Origin of the sequence: Curtobacterium sp. VKM Ac-2884, assembly GCF_015350945.1 — a bacterium.
Lineage (GTDB): Bacteria > Actinomycetota > Actinomycetes > Actinomycetales > Microbacteriaceae > Curtobacterium.
Map to the genome: position 1 here is coordinate 675,190 of NZ_JADKSA010000001.1, position 16,060 is coordinate 691,249.

The 16,060-nt window shown below is 70.9% G+C and carries 16 protein-coding genes; 7 read left to right on the plus strand and 9 right to left on the minus strand.

Going from position 1 to position 16,060, the window contains the following annotated elements; all coding sequences use genetic code 11:
- Positions 1-101 precede the first annotated feature (101 nt).
- A complete protein-coding gene (locus tag ITJ60_RS03320) occupies positions 102-842 on the plus strand; it encodes an SDR family oxidoreductase (RefSeq protein WP_194647078.1) in 741 nt (246 codons plus the stop codon).
- A gap of 54 nt (positions 843-896) precedes the next feature.
- On the opposite strand, the gene ITJ60_RS03325 is transcribed toward ITJ60_RS03320, so the two are convergent.
- The 8 genes from ITJ60_RS03325 to rsmI all read right to left on the minus strand — a co-directional run bounded on the left by ITJ60_RS03325 (position 897) and on the right by rsmI (position 7,139).
- Positions 897-1,322 (minus strand): hypothetical protein, encoded by a 426-nt coding sequence (locus ITJ60_RS03325; protein WP_123673765.1) that lies wholly within the window; start codon positions 1,320-1,322, stop codon positions 897-899.
- Between the two features lie 52 nt (positions 1,323-1,374).
- A complete protein-coding gene (locus tag ITJ60_RS03330) occupies positions 1,375-1,914 on the minus strand; it encodes a hypothetical protein (RefSeq protein WP_194646906.1) in 540 nt (179 codons plus the stop codon).
- A gap of 37 nt (positions 1,915-1,951) precedes the next feature.
- The gene (locus ITJ60_RS03335; RefSeq protein WP_194646907.1) at positions 1,952-2,485 is read right to left on the minus strand and encodes a type II toxin-antitoxin system VapC family toxin; all 534 of its coding nucleotides are present in this window, start codon (positions 2,483-2,485) and stop codon (positions 1,952-1,954) included.
- Between the two features lie 2 nt (positions 2,486-2,487).
- A complete protein-coding gene (locus tag ITJ60_RS03340) occupies positions 2,488-2,757 on the minus strand; it encodes a hypothetical protein (protein ID WP_194646908.1) in 270 nt (89 codons plus the stop codon).
- A gap of 92 nt (positions 2,758-2,849) precedes the next feature.
- Positions 2,850-3,701 (minus strand): 16S rRNA (adenine(1518)-N(6)/adenine(1519)-N(6))-dimethyltransferase RsmA, encoded by an 852-nt coding sequence (gene rsmA, locus ITJ60_RS03345; RefSeq protein ID WP_194646909.1) that lies wholly within the window; start codon positions 3,699-3,701, stop codon positions 2,850-2,852.
- Entirely contained in the window at positions 3,701-4,609 is a 909-nt protein-coding gene (locus tag ITJ60_RS03350; RefSeq protein WP_194646910.1) for a TatD family hydrolase, read from the minus strand. Before ITJ60_RS03350 ends, rsmA begins: the two co-directional genes overlap by 1 nt.
- Positions 4,606-6,183 carry a methionine--tRNA ligase gene (gene metG, locus ITJ60_RS03355; protein WP_194646911.1) on the minus strand — a complete coding sequence of 526 codons (1,578 nt, stop codon included), beginning with the start codon at positions 6,181-6,183 and terminating at the stop codon, positions 4,606-4,608. Before metG ends, ITJ60_RS03350 begins: the two co-directional genes overlap by 4 nt.
- Before the next feature lie 134 nt (positions 6,184-6,317).
- Positions 6,318-7,139, minus strand: coding sequence for a 16S rRNA (cytidine(1402)-2'-O)-methyltransferase (gene rsmI, locus ITJ60_RS03360; protein ID WP_194646912.1), 822 nt, complete (start codon positions 7,137-7,139; stop codon positions 6,318-6,320).
- Between the two features lie 66 nt (positions 7,140-7,205).
- Between rsmI and ITJ60_RS03365 the strand changes: the two genes are divergently transcribed.
- Positions 7,206-8,837, plus strand: coding sequence for a dolichyl-phosphate-mannose--protein mannosyltransferase (locus tag ITJ60_RS03365; protein ID WP_194646913.1), 1,632 nt, complete (start codon positions 7,206-7,208; stop codon positions 8,835-8,837).
- 178 nt (positions 8,838-9,015) lie between these two features.
- Here the strand turns inward: ITJ60_RS03365 and ITJ60_RS03370 are convergent, their stop codons facing one another.
- Complete coding sequence (locus tag ITJ60_RS03370) at positions 9,016-9,678, minus strand: TetR/AcrR family transcriptional regulator (RefSeq protein ID WP_159574131.1); 663 nt, start codon at positions 9,676-9,678, stop codon at positions 9,016-9,018.
- A 169-nt stretch (positions 9,679-9,847) separates the two neighbouring features.
- Between ITJ60_RS03370 and ITJ60_RS03375 the strand changes: the two genes are divergently transcribed.
- The 5 genes from ITJ60_RS03375 (at position 9,848) to ITJ60_RS03395 (ending at position 16,059) form a co-directional block, all read left to right on the plus strand.
- Positions 9,848-11,389, plus strand: coding sequence for an MFS transporter (locus ITJ60_RS03375; protein ID WP_194646914.1), 1,542 nt, complete (start codon positions 9,848-9,850; stop codon positions 11,387-11,389).
- 220 nt (positions 11,390-11,609) lie between these two features.
- Positions 11,610-12,482: a sulfurtransferase gene (locus tag ITJ60_RS03380; protein WP_194646915.1), complete on the plus strand. Its 873-nt coding sequence runs from the start codon at positions 11,610-11,612 to the stop codon at positions 12,480-12,482.
- 31 nt (positions 12,483-12,513) lie between these two features.
- A complete protein-coding gene (locus ITJ60_RS03385; protein WP_194646916.1) occupies positions 12,514-13,581 on the plus strand; it encodes an NAD-dependent epimerase/dehydratase family protein in 1,068 nt (355 codons plus the stop codon).
- Positions 13,578-14,123, plus strand: coding sequence for an AAA family ATPase (locus ITJ60_RS03390; RefSeq protein ID WP_194646917.1), 546 nt, complete (start codon positions 13,578-13,580; stop codon positions 14,121-14,123). Before ITJ60_RS03385 ends, ITJ60_RS03390 begins: the two co-directional genes overlap by 4 nt.
- 91 nt (positions 14,124-14,214) lie before the next feature.
- Positions 14,215-16,059 carry a thioredoxin domain-containing protein gene (locus ITJ60_RS03395; protein WP_194646918.1) on the plus strand — a complete coding sequence of 615 codons (1,845 nt, stop codon included), beginning with the start codon at positions 14,215-14,217 and terminating at the stop codon, positions 16,057-16,059.
- The last annotated feature ends 1 nt before the right edge of the window (position 16,060 follow it).

Consider the following 16,060-nt stretch of genomic DNA (forward strand, 5'->3'; position numbering starts at 1 on the left):
GTCCTGATTGTCGTCCGGTTCCCACCGCCGTGCCAGGGATCGCCGATCCCCCGATGACCGAGGTCTGGATGGGTCGCCGACGACAGCGCATGGTGGTGGACATGGACATCACGAACTCCACCGTCTTCATCCCCGGCGCGACCTCCGGCATCGGCCTCGCCCTGGCCCAGCGCCTGCAGGCCGCGGGCAGCACCGTCGTCATCGGCGGGCGTCGCCAGTCGCTCCTCGACTCGCTCGCCGCCGAGCACGGCTTCGGCACCGTGCAGATCGACGTGGGCGACGCCGCATCCATCGAGCTGGCTGCCGCCTCCGTCCTCGAGGCGTACCCGTCGCTCGACACCCTCGTCACCATGTCGGGGATCATGCGCAACGAGGACCTGCGCTCCCCCGACCACATCCACGACGCGCTCGAGATCATCCAGACCAACCTGGTCGGCACGATCCGCCTCATCGATGCGTTCCTGCCGCACCTGCTGGCGCAGCCCGACTCGACCATCGTCACGGTCTCGTCCGGCCTCGCGTTCGTCCCGCTCACCGCGACGCCGACGTACAACGCCACGAAGGCCGGCATCCACTCGTACACGCAGTCCCTCCGTCAGCAGCTGCTCGGTACCCCGGTGTCGGTGCTCGAGCTCGCTCCCCCGGCGGTGTCGACCGACCTGATGGGCGGAGCGGACTTCGGTGGCATGCCGCTCGACGCCTTCGCCGACGAGGTCCTCTCGCTGCTGGAGTCGGGGGCATCGCCCGAGATCCTGGTGCAGAACGTGCTGCCGCTCCGGTTCGCCGAGCGCGACGGCACGCACCAGCAGATCTTCGAGGCGATGGCGTCGCGCGCGCACTGACCCGCGGCGCGTCGGTTCGCACCGGCGCACGGCGTGCTCGGTGCACGGGGCAGGTCAGTCGTCGCTGCCCTCGGCCTGCTCCCCACGGCGACGCGCGAGTCGGTCGAGCGCGCGGCTCGCGAGCGGCAGCGCCGATGCGACCACCGCGCTGTACAACGCCGAGTCGAGGGGCTTGTGGTGCAGCCGTGTCACCGCCCAGGCGGCGGTGAACGCCGTCACGGCCAGTGCCCCCTCGGCCACCCGGCCCAGCCGGTCGAGGCGCATCGGCGGCCGGAAATCGTCATCGACGTCGCTCGGATCGTCTCGGAACGCCGAGACCGCGACACCGAACACCGGCAATGCGACCCCGAGGACCGCACCCGCCCACGCCGCGTCGTTCGCCGGGTCCCGCACGACAGCGGGTACGGCGAAGAACTCGATGACCAACCCGCCGAGCACGGCGACGATCGCGAGCCACTGGGAAAGGGTGATGCGACGCACCCGCCGATCGTAGGGGTCCGCGGGTCCTGCGCGCGCTCCCCCGTTCGCGGGCTCAGAGTTCGGCGAGCAGTTGCTGCAGTTCGGCCTTGGCGTCGGGCATCCGCTCGGGGCCGGTGAGCCGTTCCCGCTGCACCGAGATGCGGACGGTGTCGGGTTTGGGACCGTCCTCGGTGTTCAGCAGCACGGATTCGCGGTCGGGGAAGGTCCACCGGGCCGACGGGCGCTTGCCGCCGCGGCGTTCGGACGTCGGCGTGGACCCGAGTGCGGCCGTGAACACCGGGACGATCCGATCGAGCACCGCCTCGCGCTCACCGGGGACCTGCCGTGAGGCCGACACCGCGAAGGTGCCGTCCGTGCGTTGCCCGGGGATGCGGAGCCCACGCGCCTGTTCGTACCCGATGGTGATGCCCTGCGCCCACCACGGCTCGACGCCCTGGCCCACGATCCACGACGCGATCGCAGCGTGCCCGATGGTGGCTCCGCCCGCCGTGTCGATCAGCACGTGCCACTCGTCCGGTGACTTGCCCGTCGCCGCGAGGACACGGTCCGGCGCCATCCCCTGCGCGTGCGAGCGAACCGTTCCGTCGGTCATGCCGCCATCGTAGGCCGCAGGACACCGCCATCGCGGATCAGCGCTGGGAACCTGCCCGCAAGCGACGCGCCAGCTGAGCACCTTCGGCGTCGATGATCAGCGGGAGGCGCTCCTTGTCGACGACCCCGAACGCAGGATCGACCGTCACGAAGCCGTCGACTTCCCAATGCCGAGCTGTTGCGACGTGCAATGCACCCGAGACGGTCAGGCCGAATTCTTCCATGAGATCTGGGACCTCATCGCTGACGGCATCGATCCCGACCCAGTGCAGTTGCGTCGACCGCAACAGTTCTCGCCATGCGGCGACATGGCGACGAGCGGCCTGCGTCACCATTCCGTGAGCAGCTCGCAGGACCTCGAACTCCGCGTAGGCGCTGTACATCATCTCTGTACCCGCGAGGTCGAGGTGGTCGAGGAACGCGACCGACTCCATCTTGTGAGGATCGGTCCGGCGCAGCGCGCTCCGGAGGAAGCTCGAATCGACGAGGACGGCGTCCGGGCGCGCGGCGCAGTCGTTGAACTCGAGGACCCGGTGCTCGTCGAAATGCTCGGGCGTGAGTCGCTCGAACACGGTCAGGGATGCGTGTGGAATGAGACCGTCGGCTCGACCCAGAAGTCCGGATCGATCGACTCGATAGCTCGCCGTCGGCGCTCGCGGCGTTCTTCGAACGTGCCTTCTGGTTTCGGCGTCCGGGCGAACAGTGCTTGCCGCTCGGCGTCGGTGGAGATCCTCGGTTCCCGCGGTCGATCAGGATCCGCGCTGAGCAGGGCGCGACGACCTTCTGTGAGCTGTTCCTCGGTCAGGCCGCGGCGGATCGGTCGGCGTGGTTCGGTCGGCTGCATGGTGTCTCCTTGGTCGATGTGATCAACCGTAGAAGCACCGAACGGACGGCACCGAACATTCCGTATTTCGCCGATCGGTAGCGGGAGACGAGCTACTCCGCAGCCGCCAAGACCATCCGCCCGAGCCGCACGAAGTCGTCGACCCCGATCGCCTCGCCCCGGGCCGTCGGGTCGATGCCCGCCGCCGTCAGGACCTCGGAGGCGTGGGCACTGCCGCCGAGTACACCGGACAGGCTCTGCCGCAGCATCTTCCGCCGCTGCTGGAACGCCGCATCGACCAGGGTGAAGACCCGCGACCGCAGCCGCTCGTCCCCCGGGGGCTCGTGCCGGTCGAACGCCACGAGCACGCTGTCGACGTTCGGGACGGGCCAGAACACCTGTCGGCTGACGAGCCCGGCCGTGCTCCACGAGCCGTACCAGGCGGCCTTGACACTCGGCGACCCGTAGACCTTGCTGCCCGGGCCCGCCGCGAGACGGTACCCGACCTCGGCCTGCACCATCACGAGCGACCGCTCGATCGACGGGAAGGTCGCGAGCAGGTGCAGCAGGACGGGCACCGAGATGTTGTAGGGCAGGTTCGCGACGAGGTGCGTCGGTTCGGTGTCGAGGTCCGAGGCGGCGACGGTCATCGCGTCCTGCTGCACGACGGTCAGCGTCGACGCCGGCTGCAGCGCGCTGACCGTCGAGGGCAACTTGGCCGCGAGTCGCTTGTCGATCTCCACCGCGGTGACGGGCGCGCCGGTCTCGGTCAGCCCGAGCGTCAGGGAGCCGAGGCCCGGCCCGATCTCGAGCACACGGGACGACGGCGTCACGCCAGCGACCGACACGATCCGCCGGACGGTGTTGGCGTCGTGCACGAAGTTCTGCCCGAGCTTCTTCGTCGGGGTCACGTCGAGTTCGGCGGCGAGCTCCCGGATCTCGGCCGGGCCGAGCAGCGCGCCCACTACTCGTCCACCGTCACGGGCTCGGCGTCCCACGCACCGTAGACGAGCTCGGTGTTCGACGCGATCTGCGCGGCGAGCATCGAGGCATCGGTGCCGAGGGTCTCCGCCATCGACCGCAGGGTGATCGGGATCAGGTACGGGGCGTTCGGCCGGCCGCGGTACGGCGTCGGGGTCAGGAACGGCGCGTCCGTCTCGACCATGATCAGGTGTCGTGGCGCGACGACGAGGGCTTCGCGGAGCAGTGCTGCGTTCTTGAACGTCACGGTGCCGGCGAACGACATGTACCAGCCGCGCTCGGCGCAGAGCCGAGCCAGGTCCGGGCCGCCGGAGAAGCAGTGGAACACCGTGCGCTCCGGAGCCCCGACGCGGTCGAGCACCTCGACCACGGCGTCGTGCGCGTCGCGGTCGTGGATGGTCAGCGCGAGGCCGTGCTCCTTCGCGATGCGGATGTGCTCCTCGAACGAGCGGATCTGGGCGTCGCGCCCGTTCTCGCCGGTGCGGAAGAAGTCGAGTCCGGTCTCACCGATCGCCCGGACGCGGGGCAGTGCCGCCAGGGCCTCGATCCCGGCGAGGTGCTCGTCGAGCAGCCCCTGCTCCTGCAGCGAAGGGGCCTCGTTCGGGTGCAGTGCGACCGCTGCGAGCACGCGGGGTTCACGGGCGGCGATCGACGCGGACCACTGCGAGGTCGCCAGGTCGGTGCCGACCTGCACGACACCGCGGACGCCGACGCTCGAGGCACGGCCGAGGTGCTCGCGGTAGTCGAGCGCCCCGTCGCCACCGTCGGCGATCTCCATGTGCGTGTGGTTGTCGTAGACCGGAACCACGAGCGCCTCGGGCAGGGGCGGGTAGGTCAGGTCGCGCTTGGAGCCGTCCCCGTCGCCACGGGAGCGGAGGTGGGCGTCGGTCACGCGGCGCCCTGCTCCGCCTGCTCGATGCGCGGGAAGAGCCCGCTCTCGAGCGGGACCACCTGGTTGGCGCCCTGCCACTCGAAGGCACGGTCGACTCGCTGTTCGGCGATCGAGCCGCCGGCACCGATCGACGCCCACAGCTTCTCGGTGGCCTTCGGCATCACCGGCGAGAGCAGGACCGCGACGGTGCCGAGCCCACGGAGTGCTGTGGTCAGGACGGTGCCGAGCCGCTCACGGTTCGCGTCGTCCTTCGCCAGGGCCCACGGCTGCTGCTCGGTGATGTACCCGTTCAGGGCGTCGACGAGCTCCCAGACGGCGGCGATCGCCTCGTGCGGGGCGAACGCGGCGATGGCCGCGTCGGCACGCTCGGTGACCGACACCGCCAGGGCGTCGACGGTTTCGTCCGACTCGGTCAGCGACCCGCGCGCCGGCACTGCGCCGTCGAAGTACTTCTGCAGCATCGCGACCAGGCGCGACGCCAGGTTGCCGAAGCCGTTCGCGAGCTCGGCCTGGTACCGCGCCGAGATGTCCTCCCAGCTGAAGTTGCCGTCCTGCCCGAAGGTGATGGCGCGGAGGAAGTAGTAGCGGAAGGCGTCGGACCCGAAGGTGTCGGTGATCTCCGACGGCGCGATGCCGGTCAGCTTCGACTTGGACATCTTCTCGCCGCCGACGAGCAGCCAGCCGTGACCGAAGACGCGCTCGGGCACGGGCAGGCCGGCAGCCATGAGCATCGCGGGCCAGATGACGGCGTGGAAGCGGGCGATGTCCTTGCCGACGATGTGCACGCTCGGCCACAGGCGCTTGAAGGCCTCGTCGTCCTCGGTGCCGTAGCCCAGCGCCGTGACGTAGTTGAGCAGGGCGTCGAACCACACGTACAGGACGTGGTCGCTGTCCCACGGGATCTTGATGCCCCAGTCGAAGCTGGACCGCGAGATCGACAGGTCGCGGAGGCCCTGCTTCACGAACGAGATGATCTCGTTGCGGACGCTCTCCGGCTGGATGAACAGCGGGTTCGACTCGTACAGGTCGAGCAGGCGCTGCTCGAAGTCCGACATCCGGAAGAAGTAGTTGCGCTCGGACAGCACCTCGACCGGGATCGAGTGGATGGCACAGACCTGCTGCCCCTCGTACGCACCGGTGCCGGGGACCAGGTCGCTCGGCTGCTTGTACTCCTCGCAGCCCACGCAGTAGAAGCCCTCGAACTCGCCGGCGTAGATGAAGCCGTCGTCGTAGAGCTTCTGCAGGAACGCCGTCACACCGCGCTCGTGGCGCTCGTCGGTGGTGCGGATGAAGTCGTCGTTGGCCACGTCGACGGTGTCGAGCAGTGGCTTCCACGCCTCGGTCACGAGTCGGTCGGCCCACTCCTGGGGCGTGACCTCGTTCGCCGAGGCGGTGCGCAGGATCTTCTGCCCGTGCTCGTCGGTGCCGGTGAGCAGCCAGGTGTCGTCACCCCGCTGCCGGTGCCAGCGTGCGAGGACGTCCGCGGCGACCTCGGTGTAGGCGTGCCCGATGTGGGGCACGTCGTTCACGTAGAAGATCGGCGTGGTGATGCTGAACGAGGACCCGTCGGACATGCGGACCATCCTACGGGCGCACGGAACCCCGATGACGCGCGCGGCGGTGGACTGTGGAAAACCGGATCCGGGAGGCCCGTGGCGGGCCCGCCCCGCGCCTCCAGACCGGCCGACGCGAACGTGACGAGCCCCGCTCAGCGCGCCGCGAGCGCCCCTTCGTACAGGTCCCGCTTCGACAGCCCGGTCGCGTCCGCGACCGCCGCTGCGGCCTCCTTCATGCGCATGCCGGCGGCCACCCGCTCGAGCACGAGGCGGACCCCGTCGTCGAGCGTCGCCTCCTCGGTGGCCTCGGCGGCACCGGCGACGACGATGCAGATCTCGCCCCGGACCCCCGCTGATGCCCACGTGACGAGCTCGTCGAGCGGACCACGACGCACCTCTTCGTACAGCTTCGTGAGCTCGCGGCAGACCGCTGCGCGACGGTCGCCCCCGAACCCGACCACCATGTCGGCGAGCGTCTCGGCCAACCGGTGCGGCGACTCGAAGAAGACCATCGTGCGCTGCTCCCCCGCGAGCGCCTGGAACGCACGACGCCGCTCCCCGCCCTTGCGCGTCGGGAACCCCTCGAACGTGAAGCGGTCCGTCGGCAGTCCGGAGACGGCGAGCGCCATGAGCACCGCCGACGGGCCGGGCAGTGCCGTCACCGTGACGCCCGCGGCTGCGGCGGCCTCGACGAGCGGGAAGCCGGGGTCGCTGATGGCCGGCATGCCGGCGTCGGTGAGGACCACGACGTCCTCGTCACGGGCGAGCTCGACGACCTCGGAAGCCTTCGCCCGTTCGTTGTGCTCGTGCAGGGCGATGAGCCGCGGACGGTTCTCGATGCCGAGGGCGCGCATGAGGTGGATGGCGGTCCTGGTGTCCTCCGCCGCGACCACCGTGGCGTTGGAGAGGGTCTCGACGAGACGGCGCGAGGCGTCCCCGAGGTTGCCGATGGGGGTTGCTGCGAGGACGATCACGCCACCCATTGTCGTCGCAGCTCCGACGCAGCGCGGACATGCGGTCGATCCGTAGGATGCTAAGCGATGACCAGCGAGCTGACCGACGACCGCACGGCCGTGCCCGACGGGCCGGTCGGCTCGCGCCTCGACGACTGGTGGGGGCGGGTGCTCTCCACCGCCCAGCGCGTCGCGGTGTGGCGCTGGGCCGGACCGATCGCGGTGACGCTGCTCGCCGCCGTGCTCCGCCTGGCGAACCTGGGGAACCCGCACTCGCTGGTCTTCGACGAGACCTACTACGTCAAGGACGGCTGGTCGATCGTCCACCTCGGCTACGAGGGCACCTGGCCGGCGAACCCGAGCAGCGACTCCGCCCCGACGACCGACGACCGGTTCTCGAGTGGTGAGACGGACATCTTCACCAGCGCCGCGGAGTTCATCGCGCACCCGCCGCTCGGCAAGTACCTGATCGGGCTCGGCATGCTCCTGTTCGGGGCGGACAACTCGTTCGGCTGGCGGTTCGCCGTCGCCGTGCTCGGCATCGCGACGGTGTTCCTCACCGCGGTGATCGCCCGGTCGCTGTTCCGCTCCACCCTGGTCGGCACGCTCGCCGGCGGCCTGCTCGCGATCGACGGCCAGGCCATCGTGATGTCCCGCGTCACGCTGCTCGACGGGATCCTGACGTTCTTCGTCGTGCTCGGGTTCGGGGCGCTCCTGCTCGACCGGCGCCGGAGTCAGCGGCGGCTCGACGACTGGGTCGCCGAGCGCGTCGCCGCCGGCCGGGACACCCTGTGGGGGCCCGTGCTCTGGTGGCGTCCGTGGCTGTTCGCGATGGGGCTGACGATGGGGTTGGCCACCGCGACGAAGTGGTCGGGGATGTACTTCCTGGCGTTCTTCGCCGTGTACTCCGTGCTGAGCGACATGCTGATGCGCCGCCGTGCCGGAGTCGAGTTCTGGTCGTCGAGCGCGCTGCTGCAGCAGGCACCCGTGTCGTTCCTGCTCACCGTGCCGATCGCCGCCGTCACCTACGTCGCGTCGTGGACCGGCTGGTTCGTGTCGAAGGACGGCTGGGACCGGAACTGGCTGGCCTCCGGTGGAGAGCGGTGGACCGGGGTGCTCCGGTGGGTGCCGGACAGTCTGCAGAACTGGTGGCACTACCAGTCGGAGATCTACAACTTCAACATCGGGCTGCACACGCCGCACTCGTACCAGGCGAACCCGCTGCTCTGGCTCGTGATGCAGCGCCCCACGTCGATGTTCTACGTCGGCACCGATGCCGGCCAGGACGGCTGCTCGGCGAGCCGCTGCGGCGAGGCGATCACCGGCGTCGCGAACCCGTTCATCTGGTACGCGGCGGTCATCGCGACCGTGGCGCTGCTCGTGCTCTGGATCCTGCGCCGACAGTGGCAGTACGGCTTCGTCCTGCTCGGCGTCGCCGCGGGCTACCTGCCGTGGCTGATGTACGTCAACCGGACGGTCTTCCAGTTCTACACGATCGCCTTCGAACCCTTCATGGTGATGGCACTGGCGGCGGCGATCGGGTTGGTGCTCGGGTCACGGACCGATCCGCGGCCCCGACGGACCCGGGCGGTCGTCTGGGTCGGCGTGTACCTGGTCGTGGTGGTGCTCGCGTCGGCGTACTGGTACCCGATGTGGACCGCGATCCAGGTGCCGTGGGACTTCATCCGGTCGCACTACTGGCTGCCGAGCTGGTTGTAGCGCGCGTCGGGTGTCGGCCCGGCGCGCTGGTCGTGACCGGCACGGCGCACTGGTCGTGACCGGCCCGGCGCACTGGTCGTGACCCGACCGCCGGACGGGAGGCACGGGTCGACTCCGCCACGGGCCTCCCGTCCGGGGTCGGTTGGCACCCGAGCCGCGCGCGATCCGCGGGGACGCGTCAGGACTGCGCGTGCAGCGCGCGCTCGATCGATTCGCGGTCGAGCGGGTCGCCGACCATGCTCGGCGCGGTCCGGGTCTGCGGCAGGACGCCCTCGATGAGGAGTTCGGCGTACCGGCGCCAGGCGTTCGGGTCGTGCTCGCGGGTGGCATCGGCCACCGCACCCACCATGGCGGTGAGCATCGGCAGGTCGCGGTAGTCGAAGCCGGCGCGGACCACCCCGGCGGTCTCGGCCCGACCGATGATCGCGGAGACCTGGCGCTCCAGCCGGTCACGCTCCTGCACGATCGACGGACGCGCCTTGCCGGCGCGCACGATGGCGTCGGCGAGCGCACGGTCGCGGGCGCGGAACTCGAACACCCCGGTCAGGTAGACCCGCAGGGCCTCGCGCGGGTCGACGACGTCGGCGGCGCGGGCCGCTGCGTCGTTCATCGCCTCGAACTTGGTGGCGAGCAGCGCCTCGATCAGGGAGTCCTTGTCGGCGAAGCGTCGGTACACGGTGCCGACACCGACCCCCGCTTCGTGCGCGATGTCGTTCAGGGTGACCGACAGCCCGCGCTCCGCGAAGCACTTGCGAGCGGTCTGCAGGATCAGCTCGCGGTTGCGTGCCGCATCGGCGCGCAGCGGGCGCTCGAGGTCGGGCGCGGACTCGGTGGTGCTCACGATGCCGAACCTAGTTGAACTTTCTGGGAATAAGTGGATGCGGACCTTCCGTTTCGGTCTACACTGTCGACAAACGGATGCGGCGCATCCGTTTGACACCTCTCCTCTTCGAAACGCCCGACGGTGCGCGCTTCGTGCTCCCCCTCCAACCTTCTCGAAGGAGGCTGCCGTGACGGCAGAACACACCGTGCCGACCCCCACCGGGGCAGCACCCACGACTCCTGGCTCGACCCCCGCCAAGAGCAACCACCGCTGGATCGCCTTGGCGGTCATCGCCCTCGCCCAGCTGATGGTCGTGCTCGACGCCACGATCGTGAACATCGCGCTCCCCTCGGCCCAGGCCGACCTGGGGTTCGGCACCGACCAGCGCCAGTGGATCGTCACCGCGTACTCGCTGGCGTTCGGCTCGCTCCTGCTGCTCGGCGGGCGCCTCGGCGACCTGTTCGGCCGCAAGAACACCTTCATCATCGGCCTGGTCGGCTTCGCGGTCGCATCGGTGCTCGGCGGCCTCGCCGACTCGTTCGGCCTGCTCGTCGCGGCGCGCGCCCTGCAGGGTGTCTTCGGCGCCCTGCTCGCACCGTCCGCGCTCGGCATGCTGACCACCACGTTCCGCGACCCGAAGGAGCGCGGTCGTGCGTTCGGCATCTTCGGCTCGATCGCCGGTTCCGGTGCGGCCATCGGTCTGCTCCTGGGCGGCGTGCTCACCGAGTACGCGTCGTGGCGCTGGTGCCTCTACGTCAACGTCGTCTTCGCCGTGCTCGGCGTGATCGGCGCGCTCGTCTTCATGGAGAAGCCGCCGAAGGTCGACCGCCCGCGCATCGACGTCGCCGGCGTCATCACCATCACGGCCGGTCTGGTGGGCGTCGTCTACGGGTTCTCGAACGCCGAGACCAACGGCTGGGACTCCCCCGTCACCATCGCCATGCTCGCCGGTGGCGTCGTCCTCATCGCCGCGTTCGTGTTCATCGAGACCCGTGTGGCGCACCCGCTGCTGCCCCTGCGGGTCGTGCTCGACCGTGACCGCGGCGGGTCGTTCATCGCGATCGGCCTGGTGGCGATCGGCATGTTCGGCATCTTCCTGTTCCTGACCTACTACCTCGAGCAGACCCTCGGGTTCAGCTCGCTGCAGACCGGTCTGGCCTTCCTGCCGATGCCGCTGTCGATCATGATCTCGGCGACGCAGATCGGTGGGCGACTGCTGCCCCGCATCGGCCCGAAGATCCTGATCTTCGCCGGTGGCCTCGTCGCCGCGATCGGCCTGCTCCTGCTGCTGCGCACCGACCTGGACAGCTCCTACGCGGGCACCGTCCTGCCGGCGCTGATCGTCATCGGGCTCGGCATGGGCACGATCTTCTCGTCCGCGATGAACACTGCGACCACCGGAGTGGCCCGCGCCGACGCCGGTGTGGCCTCGGCGACGGTCAACACCATGCAGCAGATCGGTGGCTCGATCGGCACGGCGCTGCTGTCGACGATCTTCGCCGACGTCGTGAAGAACAGCCTGACCGGGCTGTCGGCGGCACCCACGAAGCTGCAGCAGGCGCAGGCCACGCTCGACGGCTACCACGTGGCGTTCGGCATCTCGGCCGGCGTGCTCGTGCTCGTCGCCCTGGCGGGTGGTCTGCTCATCAACCGGCAGTCGGTGCGGCTCGACCGGCTCGCCCACGCTGCGTCCACGACGACCGGGAGCATCCCCGCCGCCGCACACTGACGCGTCAGCTCGTCCGAACGGCCCGTCCTGGTTCTGCCGGGGCGGGCCCTTCGTGCGTGCGGGGCGGGGGTGGGGGTGCGGACTCGATACGACGATCGCGATGTCGTGCGACAACCACCGTGTCGTTCCGAGTCGACGCACCAGCCACCACACGCGCCCCGGTTGCGCAGTGTGTCGGTTTCCCTGTCGCCCGTCAGAGGTCCGCATTATCGTGTGCGGCATGGCCCCCGTCCTGACCTCGCCGCTCGTGTCGACGCAGTGGCTCGCCGACCACCTCGGTGGTGACGAGCTCGTCGTCCTCGACGCCTCCGTGCACACGGTGGGGACCGGCCTCGACACGATGTGGCACTCCGCGGTCGACTCCTACGAGCAGCGCGGACACGTCCCCGGCGCCCGTTTCGCCGACCTCGTCGACGCGTTCTCCACGCCGGGTGCCGAGGTGCCCTTCACCCGCCCGAGTGCCGAGCGGTTCGAGGCAGCTGCCGGCGACCTCGGCGTCACGAACACCTCGACGGTCGTGGTCTACGACGACAGCGTCGGCGAGTGGTCGGCACGGCTGTGGTGGATCTTCCGGTCGTTCGGCTTCGACTCGGTCGCGGTCCTGGACGGCGGGTTCACGAAGTGGCGCGACGAGGGCCGACCGGTCCGCGTCGGTGCCCTGCGCCAGGCACCATCGCCGGCGAAGACGCCCGATGACGACAGCGCCTTCCTCGCCGGTGAAGAACGTCCGCTCTGGGCCGACCACGCCCGTGTCCGCCGAGCAGTGACGGGTGAACAGCCCGCGGCACTGGTGTTCGCGGCGCCCGCAGCGGCCCTCGGCGACGACCACCCGCCGATCATCCCGGGAAGCACCCCGATCACCGTGGACACCCTGGTCGACCCGGACACGAACGCGTACCTGCGCGGGCCGAAGCTCGCCGAGGCGTTCGCCGCGGTCGTCGGCGAGGACGAGATCGTGACGTACTGCGGGGTCGGCAGCGCCGCGTGCGTCGACGCGCTGGCGCTGACCGTGCTCGGCCACGACAAGGTGACCGTGTACGACGGCTCGCTGCTGGACTGGTGGCGGCACGAGCCCGAGGCCCTGGCGTCCTGACGACGACGCGCGTCCCGGCTAGCGTTGGCGCATGAGTTCCAGACGCGCGGTCATCCTCGGCGGTACCGGCGGGATCGGTTCGGCCGTCGCGCGTGAGCTCCTCGACGCCTCCGGGCGGGGCGGCGACGACTGGCAGGTCGACGTGCTGGCCCGCCGCGGTGGCCCGGCAGCCGAATCCCTCACCGCCCGCGGCGCGACCTTCACCGCGGGTGACCGCCGCGACACGAGCACCCTGCGCGACCTCCTCCGCCCCGGCGCGGACCTGCTCGTCGACACCGTGGGGCTGACCCGCGACGACGCGACGCAACTCCTGCCGTTCCTCGACGACGTCGGGTCCGCCGTCTTCGTCTCCTCGCGTGCGGTCTACGTCGACGAGCAGGGCCGGCACGCGAACTCGACGGACAAGCCGGTCTTCGGCGCCGCGGTCACCGAGATCCAACCGACCGTCACCGCGGGCGACGGCGACCCGACGAGCCGTGACGGCTACGGCGCGGCGAAGGTGGCGTCCGAGCAGGTGCTGCTCGACCACGGCGCCCCGGTCACGGTGCTGCGCCCGTCGAAGGTCTACGGCGTCGGCATCGGTCGACCGCGCGAGTGGTTCGTGGTCCGCCGGGTGCTCGACGGCCGCGAACGCATCCTGCTCGCGGACCACGGCCGCGGTGTGGACCACACGACGGCGGCGAGCGGCATCGGCTCGCTCGTCCGACTGGTCGCGGACGCTCCCGACCGGCGCATCCTCAACGTCGCCGACGACACCGCTCCGACGGCGATCGAGATCGTGCGGACCATCGCCGGGCACCTCGACCACCGGTTCGACGAGGTCCTGCTCGACGCCGACGCCCCTGCCTTCGTCGGCACGACCCCGTGGTCGTCGCCGTCACCGTTCGTCCTCGACACCACGGCGGCGCGCGCGCTCGGGTGGCAGCCGCCGACCTTCGCGACCGCGGTCCTGCCCGAACTCGACTGGTTGGTGGAGACCGCGCAGTCCACACCGGCGGACGGCGACGTGCCGTGGGCCGAGGACCCGTTCTGGGAGCGCATGTTCGACTACGGCCCCGAGGACGCTGCCCTCGCGCTCCTGTCGCTGGGCCTCGGGTGACGGCGCCGAGCACGCCCCGCTCCGAGGTCCTGTTCATCGGCGGGCGGTCCGGTGTCGGCAAGTCCACCGCTGCCGAGGCACTGCACGACCTGCTCGTCGCTGCGGACGTCCGCCACGCGGTGATCGAGGGCGACCTGCTCGACCTGGCGCACCCGGCACCGCACGTCGAGCACCCCGAGGCGCGGCTCGTGGAACGGAACCTCGCCGCCCTGTGGACGTCCTACCGCGAGCTCGGCCACCACCGGCTGGTCTACACGAACACCGTCTCCGTGCTCGAACACGAGCGTCTGGCGGCCGCCATGGGCGACGACCCCGTGGTCACGACGGTCCTGCTGCGAGCGGCAGACGATCCCACCGCCGAGCGCCTCGCGCGACGGGCAGGTGGCGAGGTCCCGCAGGCGCAGCTCGCGCACAGCACGCGGACGGCCGGGAGGCTCGACTCGGCTTCCGGGGACACGGTCAGCCGGGTGGACACGGACGGTCTCACCCCCGCCCAGGTCGCGCGGCGACTCGCCGTGTTGACGGGGTGGCTCCCCCGCTGACCTGGCGACCGGCAGCTGTGGACATCGTCGATCCGTCCACAGATCGCGGCGATCGTTGGTCCGCCCAGTCGCCACGGGGCACGCTGGAGCAATGAACGACAACCGACTCGGCACCTCGGTCAGCCCGTACCTCCGGCTGCACGCCGACAACCCCGTGGACTGGCGCGAGTGGGGCCCCGAGGCCTTCGCCGAGGCACGTGAGCGCGGCGTCCCGGTCCTGGTGTCGGTCGGCTACGCCACGTGCCACTGGTGCCACGTCATGGCGCGTGAGAGCTTCGCCGACCCGGAGATCGGGTCACTGCTCCGCCAGGACTTCGTCGCCGTCAAGGTCGACCGCGAAGAACGTCCCGACGTCGACGCCAGCCTGATGGCCGCGGCGAGCGCGTTCACGCAGCAGCTCGGGTGGCCCCTGACCACATTCCTGACGCCCGAGGGCCACGTGTTCTTCGCCGGCACCTACTTCCCGCCGACCCCGGTCGGTCAGGTGCCCGCGTTCCGGCAGATCCTGGCGGCGGTGCTCGACGCGTGGACCGAGCGGCGGCACGAGGTCGACGCGAACGCCGCGGCCATCGCGACGGCGATCCGGCAGGGGGCCGCGGCGGACGCGACCGCCCGCGCCGGCGAGGCAGCTGGCGGACCAGCCACTGGCCTCCCGTCCGCCGACAGCATCCGGGCCGTCACCGGTCAGCTGTCGCATGCAGAGGACACCACCTACGGGGGTTTCGGCGGTGCTCCGAAGTTCCCGAGCACGCCGCTGCTGGAGTTCCTCGCCGACGCAGCACGCGACGGCGACGCCGAGGCCGACGGCCTGCTGGACCGGTCGCTCCACGCGATCCGGGCCTCCGAGCTGACCGATGCCGACGGCGGTGTCTTCCGGTACGCGACCAAGCACGACTGGAGTGTGCCGCACTACGAGCGGATGCTCTACGACAACGCCGGACTCCTCGCGGTCGCCGGTGCCGAACAGGCGCGCGGCATCGCGGACTTCCTGCGCGACACCCTGCGGCAGGACGACGGGGCGTTCGTCGCCGCGCAGGACAGCGAGTCCACGATCGACGGCCAGCGGGTGGAGGGCGAGTGGTACCGACGGCCGCTGTCGGAGCGCATGCTCCTCGACCCGCCACCACTCGACGACCAGGTCCTGACCGGGTGGAACGGCCTGGCGATCCGCGGGCTCGCGATCGCCGGTGACCGCCACGACGACCCCGAGATGGTCGGCCTCGCCCGGTCTGCGGCCGATGCACTGTTGCGATCGCACGTGCGTGACGGGCACGTCGAGGTCCGCTCGAGCACACCCCGCGGGCCGTCGGCGGCACCGGCGACCATCGAGGACGTCGGGCTGCTGGCCGAGGGTCTGCTCGAGCTCGCCCTGGTGACCGGCGAAGTCACCTACGCCGTGACGGCTCGTTCCCTGGTCGACGACGGCCTGGCGAACCGGTTCGACGTCGACGCCGTGCTCGCCGGAGCGGGCACGGCGACCGGGGAACAGCCGCAGACCGCGATGCGCTCCGGCACGGTGGCCTTGGCCGCGGCGGCCGCCGGCCTCGCGGCGTTGACCGGCGACTCCGCGTACCGGATCTCGGCCGCGCGGTTGGTGAGCGACCGCGCGACGACGGGTACCGAGCGACCGCTCGGGCACGCCGACGCCCTCGGTGTCGCACTCGGCCTGCAACGGCCCTCGCGCGAGGTCGTGGTCGTGACGTCGGACCCGCACGACCCACTCCGCGATGCCGTCCGCGCCGCGCGCCGACCCGGCACGGTCATCGCTCGCGTGACCCCGACGCAGGCTGCGGAGTGGGCGACTGCGGGGTTCGAACTGTTCGAGGCACGGGACGCACTCGACCCGGCTGCGTACGTCTGCCACGACCGCGTGTGCGCCCTGCCCGCTCGGTCCGCGGCGGACCTGGCCGCCGGGCTCGCAGCACCGGCGGCGTGAC

Bases quoted from the DNA above. Each gene is read 5' to 3' on its own strand.
- metG (WP_194646911.1), bottom strand. From the start codon at position 6,183: ATGTCCGACGGGTCCTCGTTCAGCATCACCACGCCGATCTTCTACGTG.
- ITJ60_RS03395 (WP_194646918.1), top strand. From the start codon at position 14,215: ATGAACGACAACCGACTCGGCACCTCGGTCAGCCCGTACCTCCGGCTG.
- ITJ60_RS03385 (WP_194646916.1), top strand. From the start codon at position 12,514: ATGAGTTCCAGACGCGCGGTCATCCTCGGCGGTACCGGCGGGATCGGT.
- ITJ60_RS03320 (WP_194647078.1), top strand. From the start codon at position 102: ATGGACATCACGAACTCCACCGTCTTCATCCCCGGCGCGACCTCCGGC.
- ITJ60_RS03340 (WP_194646908.1), bottom strand. From the start codon at position 2,757: ATGCAGCCGACCGAACCACGCCGACCGATCCGCCGCGGCCTGACCGAG.
- ITJ60_RS03365 (WP_194646913.1), top strand. From the start codon at position 7,206: ATGACCAGCGAGCTGACCGACGACCGCACGGCCGTGCCCGACGGGCCG.
- ITJ60_RS03380 (WP_194646915.1), top strand. From the start codon at position 11,610: ATGGCCCCCGTCCTGACCTCGCCGCTCGTGTCGACGCAGTGGCTCGCC.
- ITJ60_RS03330 (WP_194646906.1), bottom strand. From the start codon at position 1,914: ATGACCGACGGAACGGTTCGCTCGCACGCGCAGGGGATGGCGCCGGAC.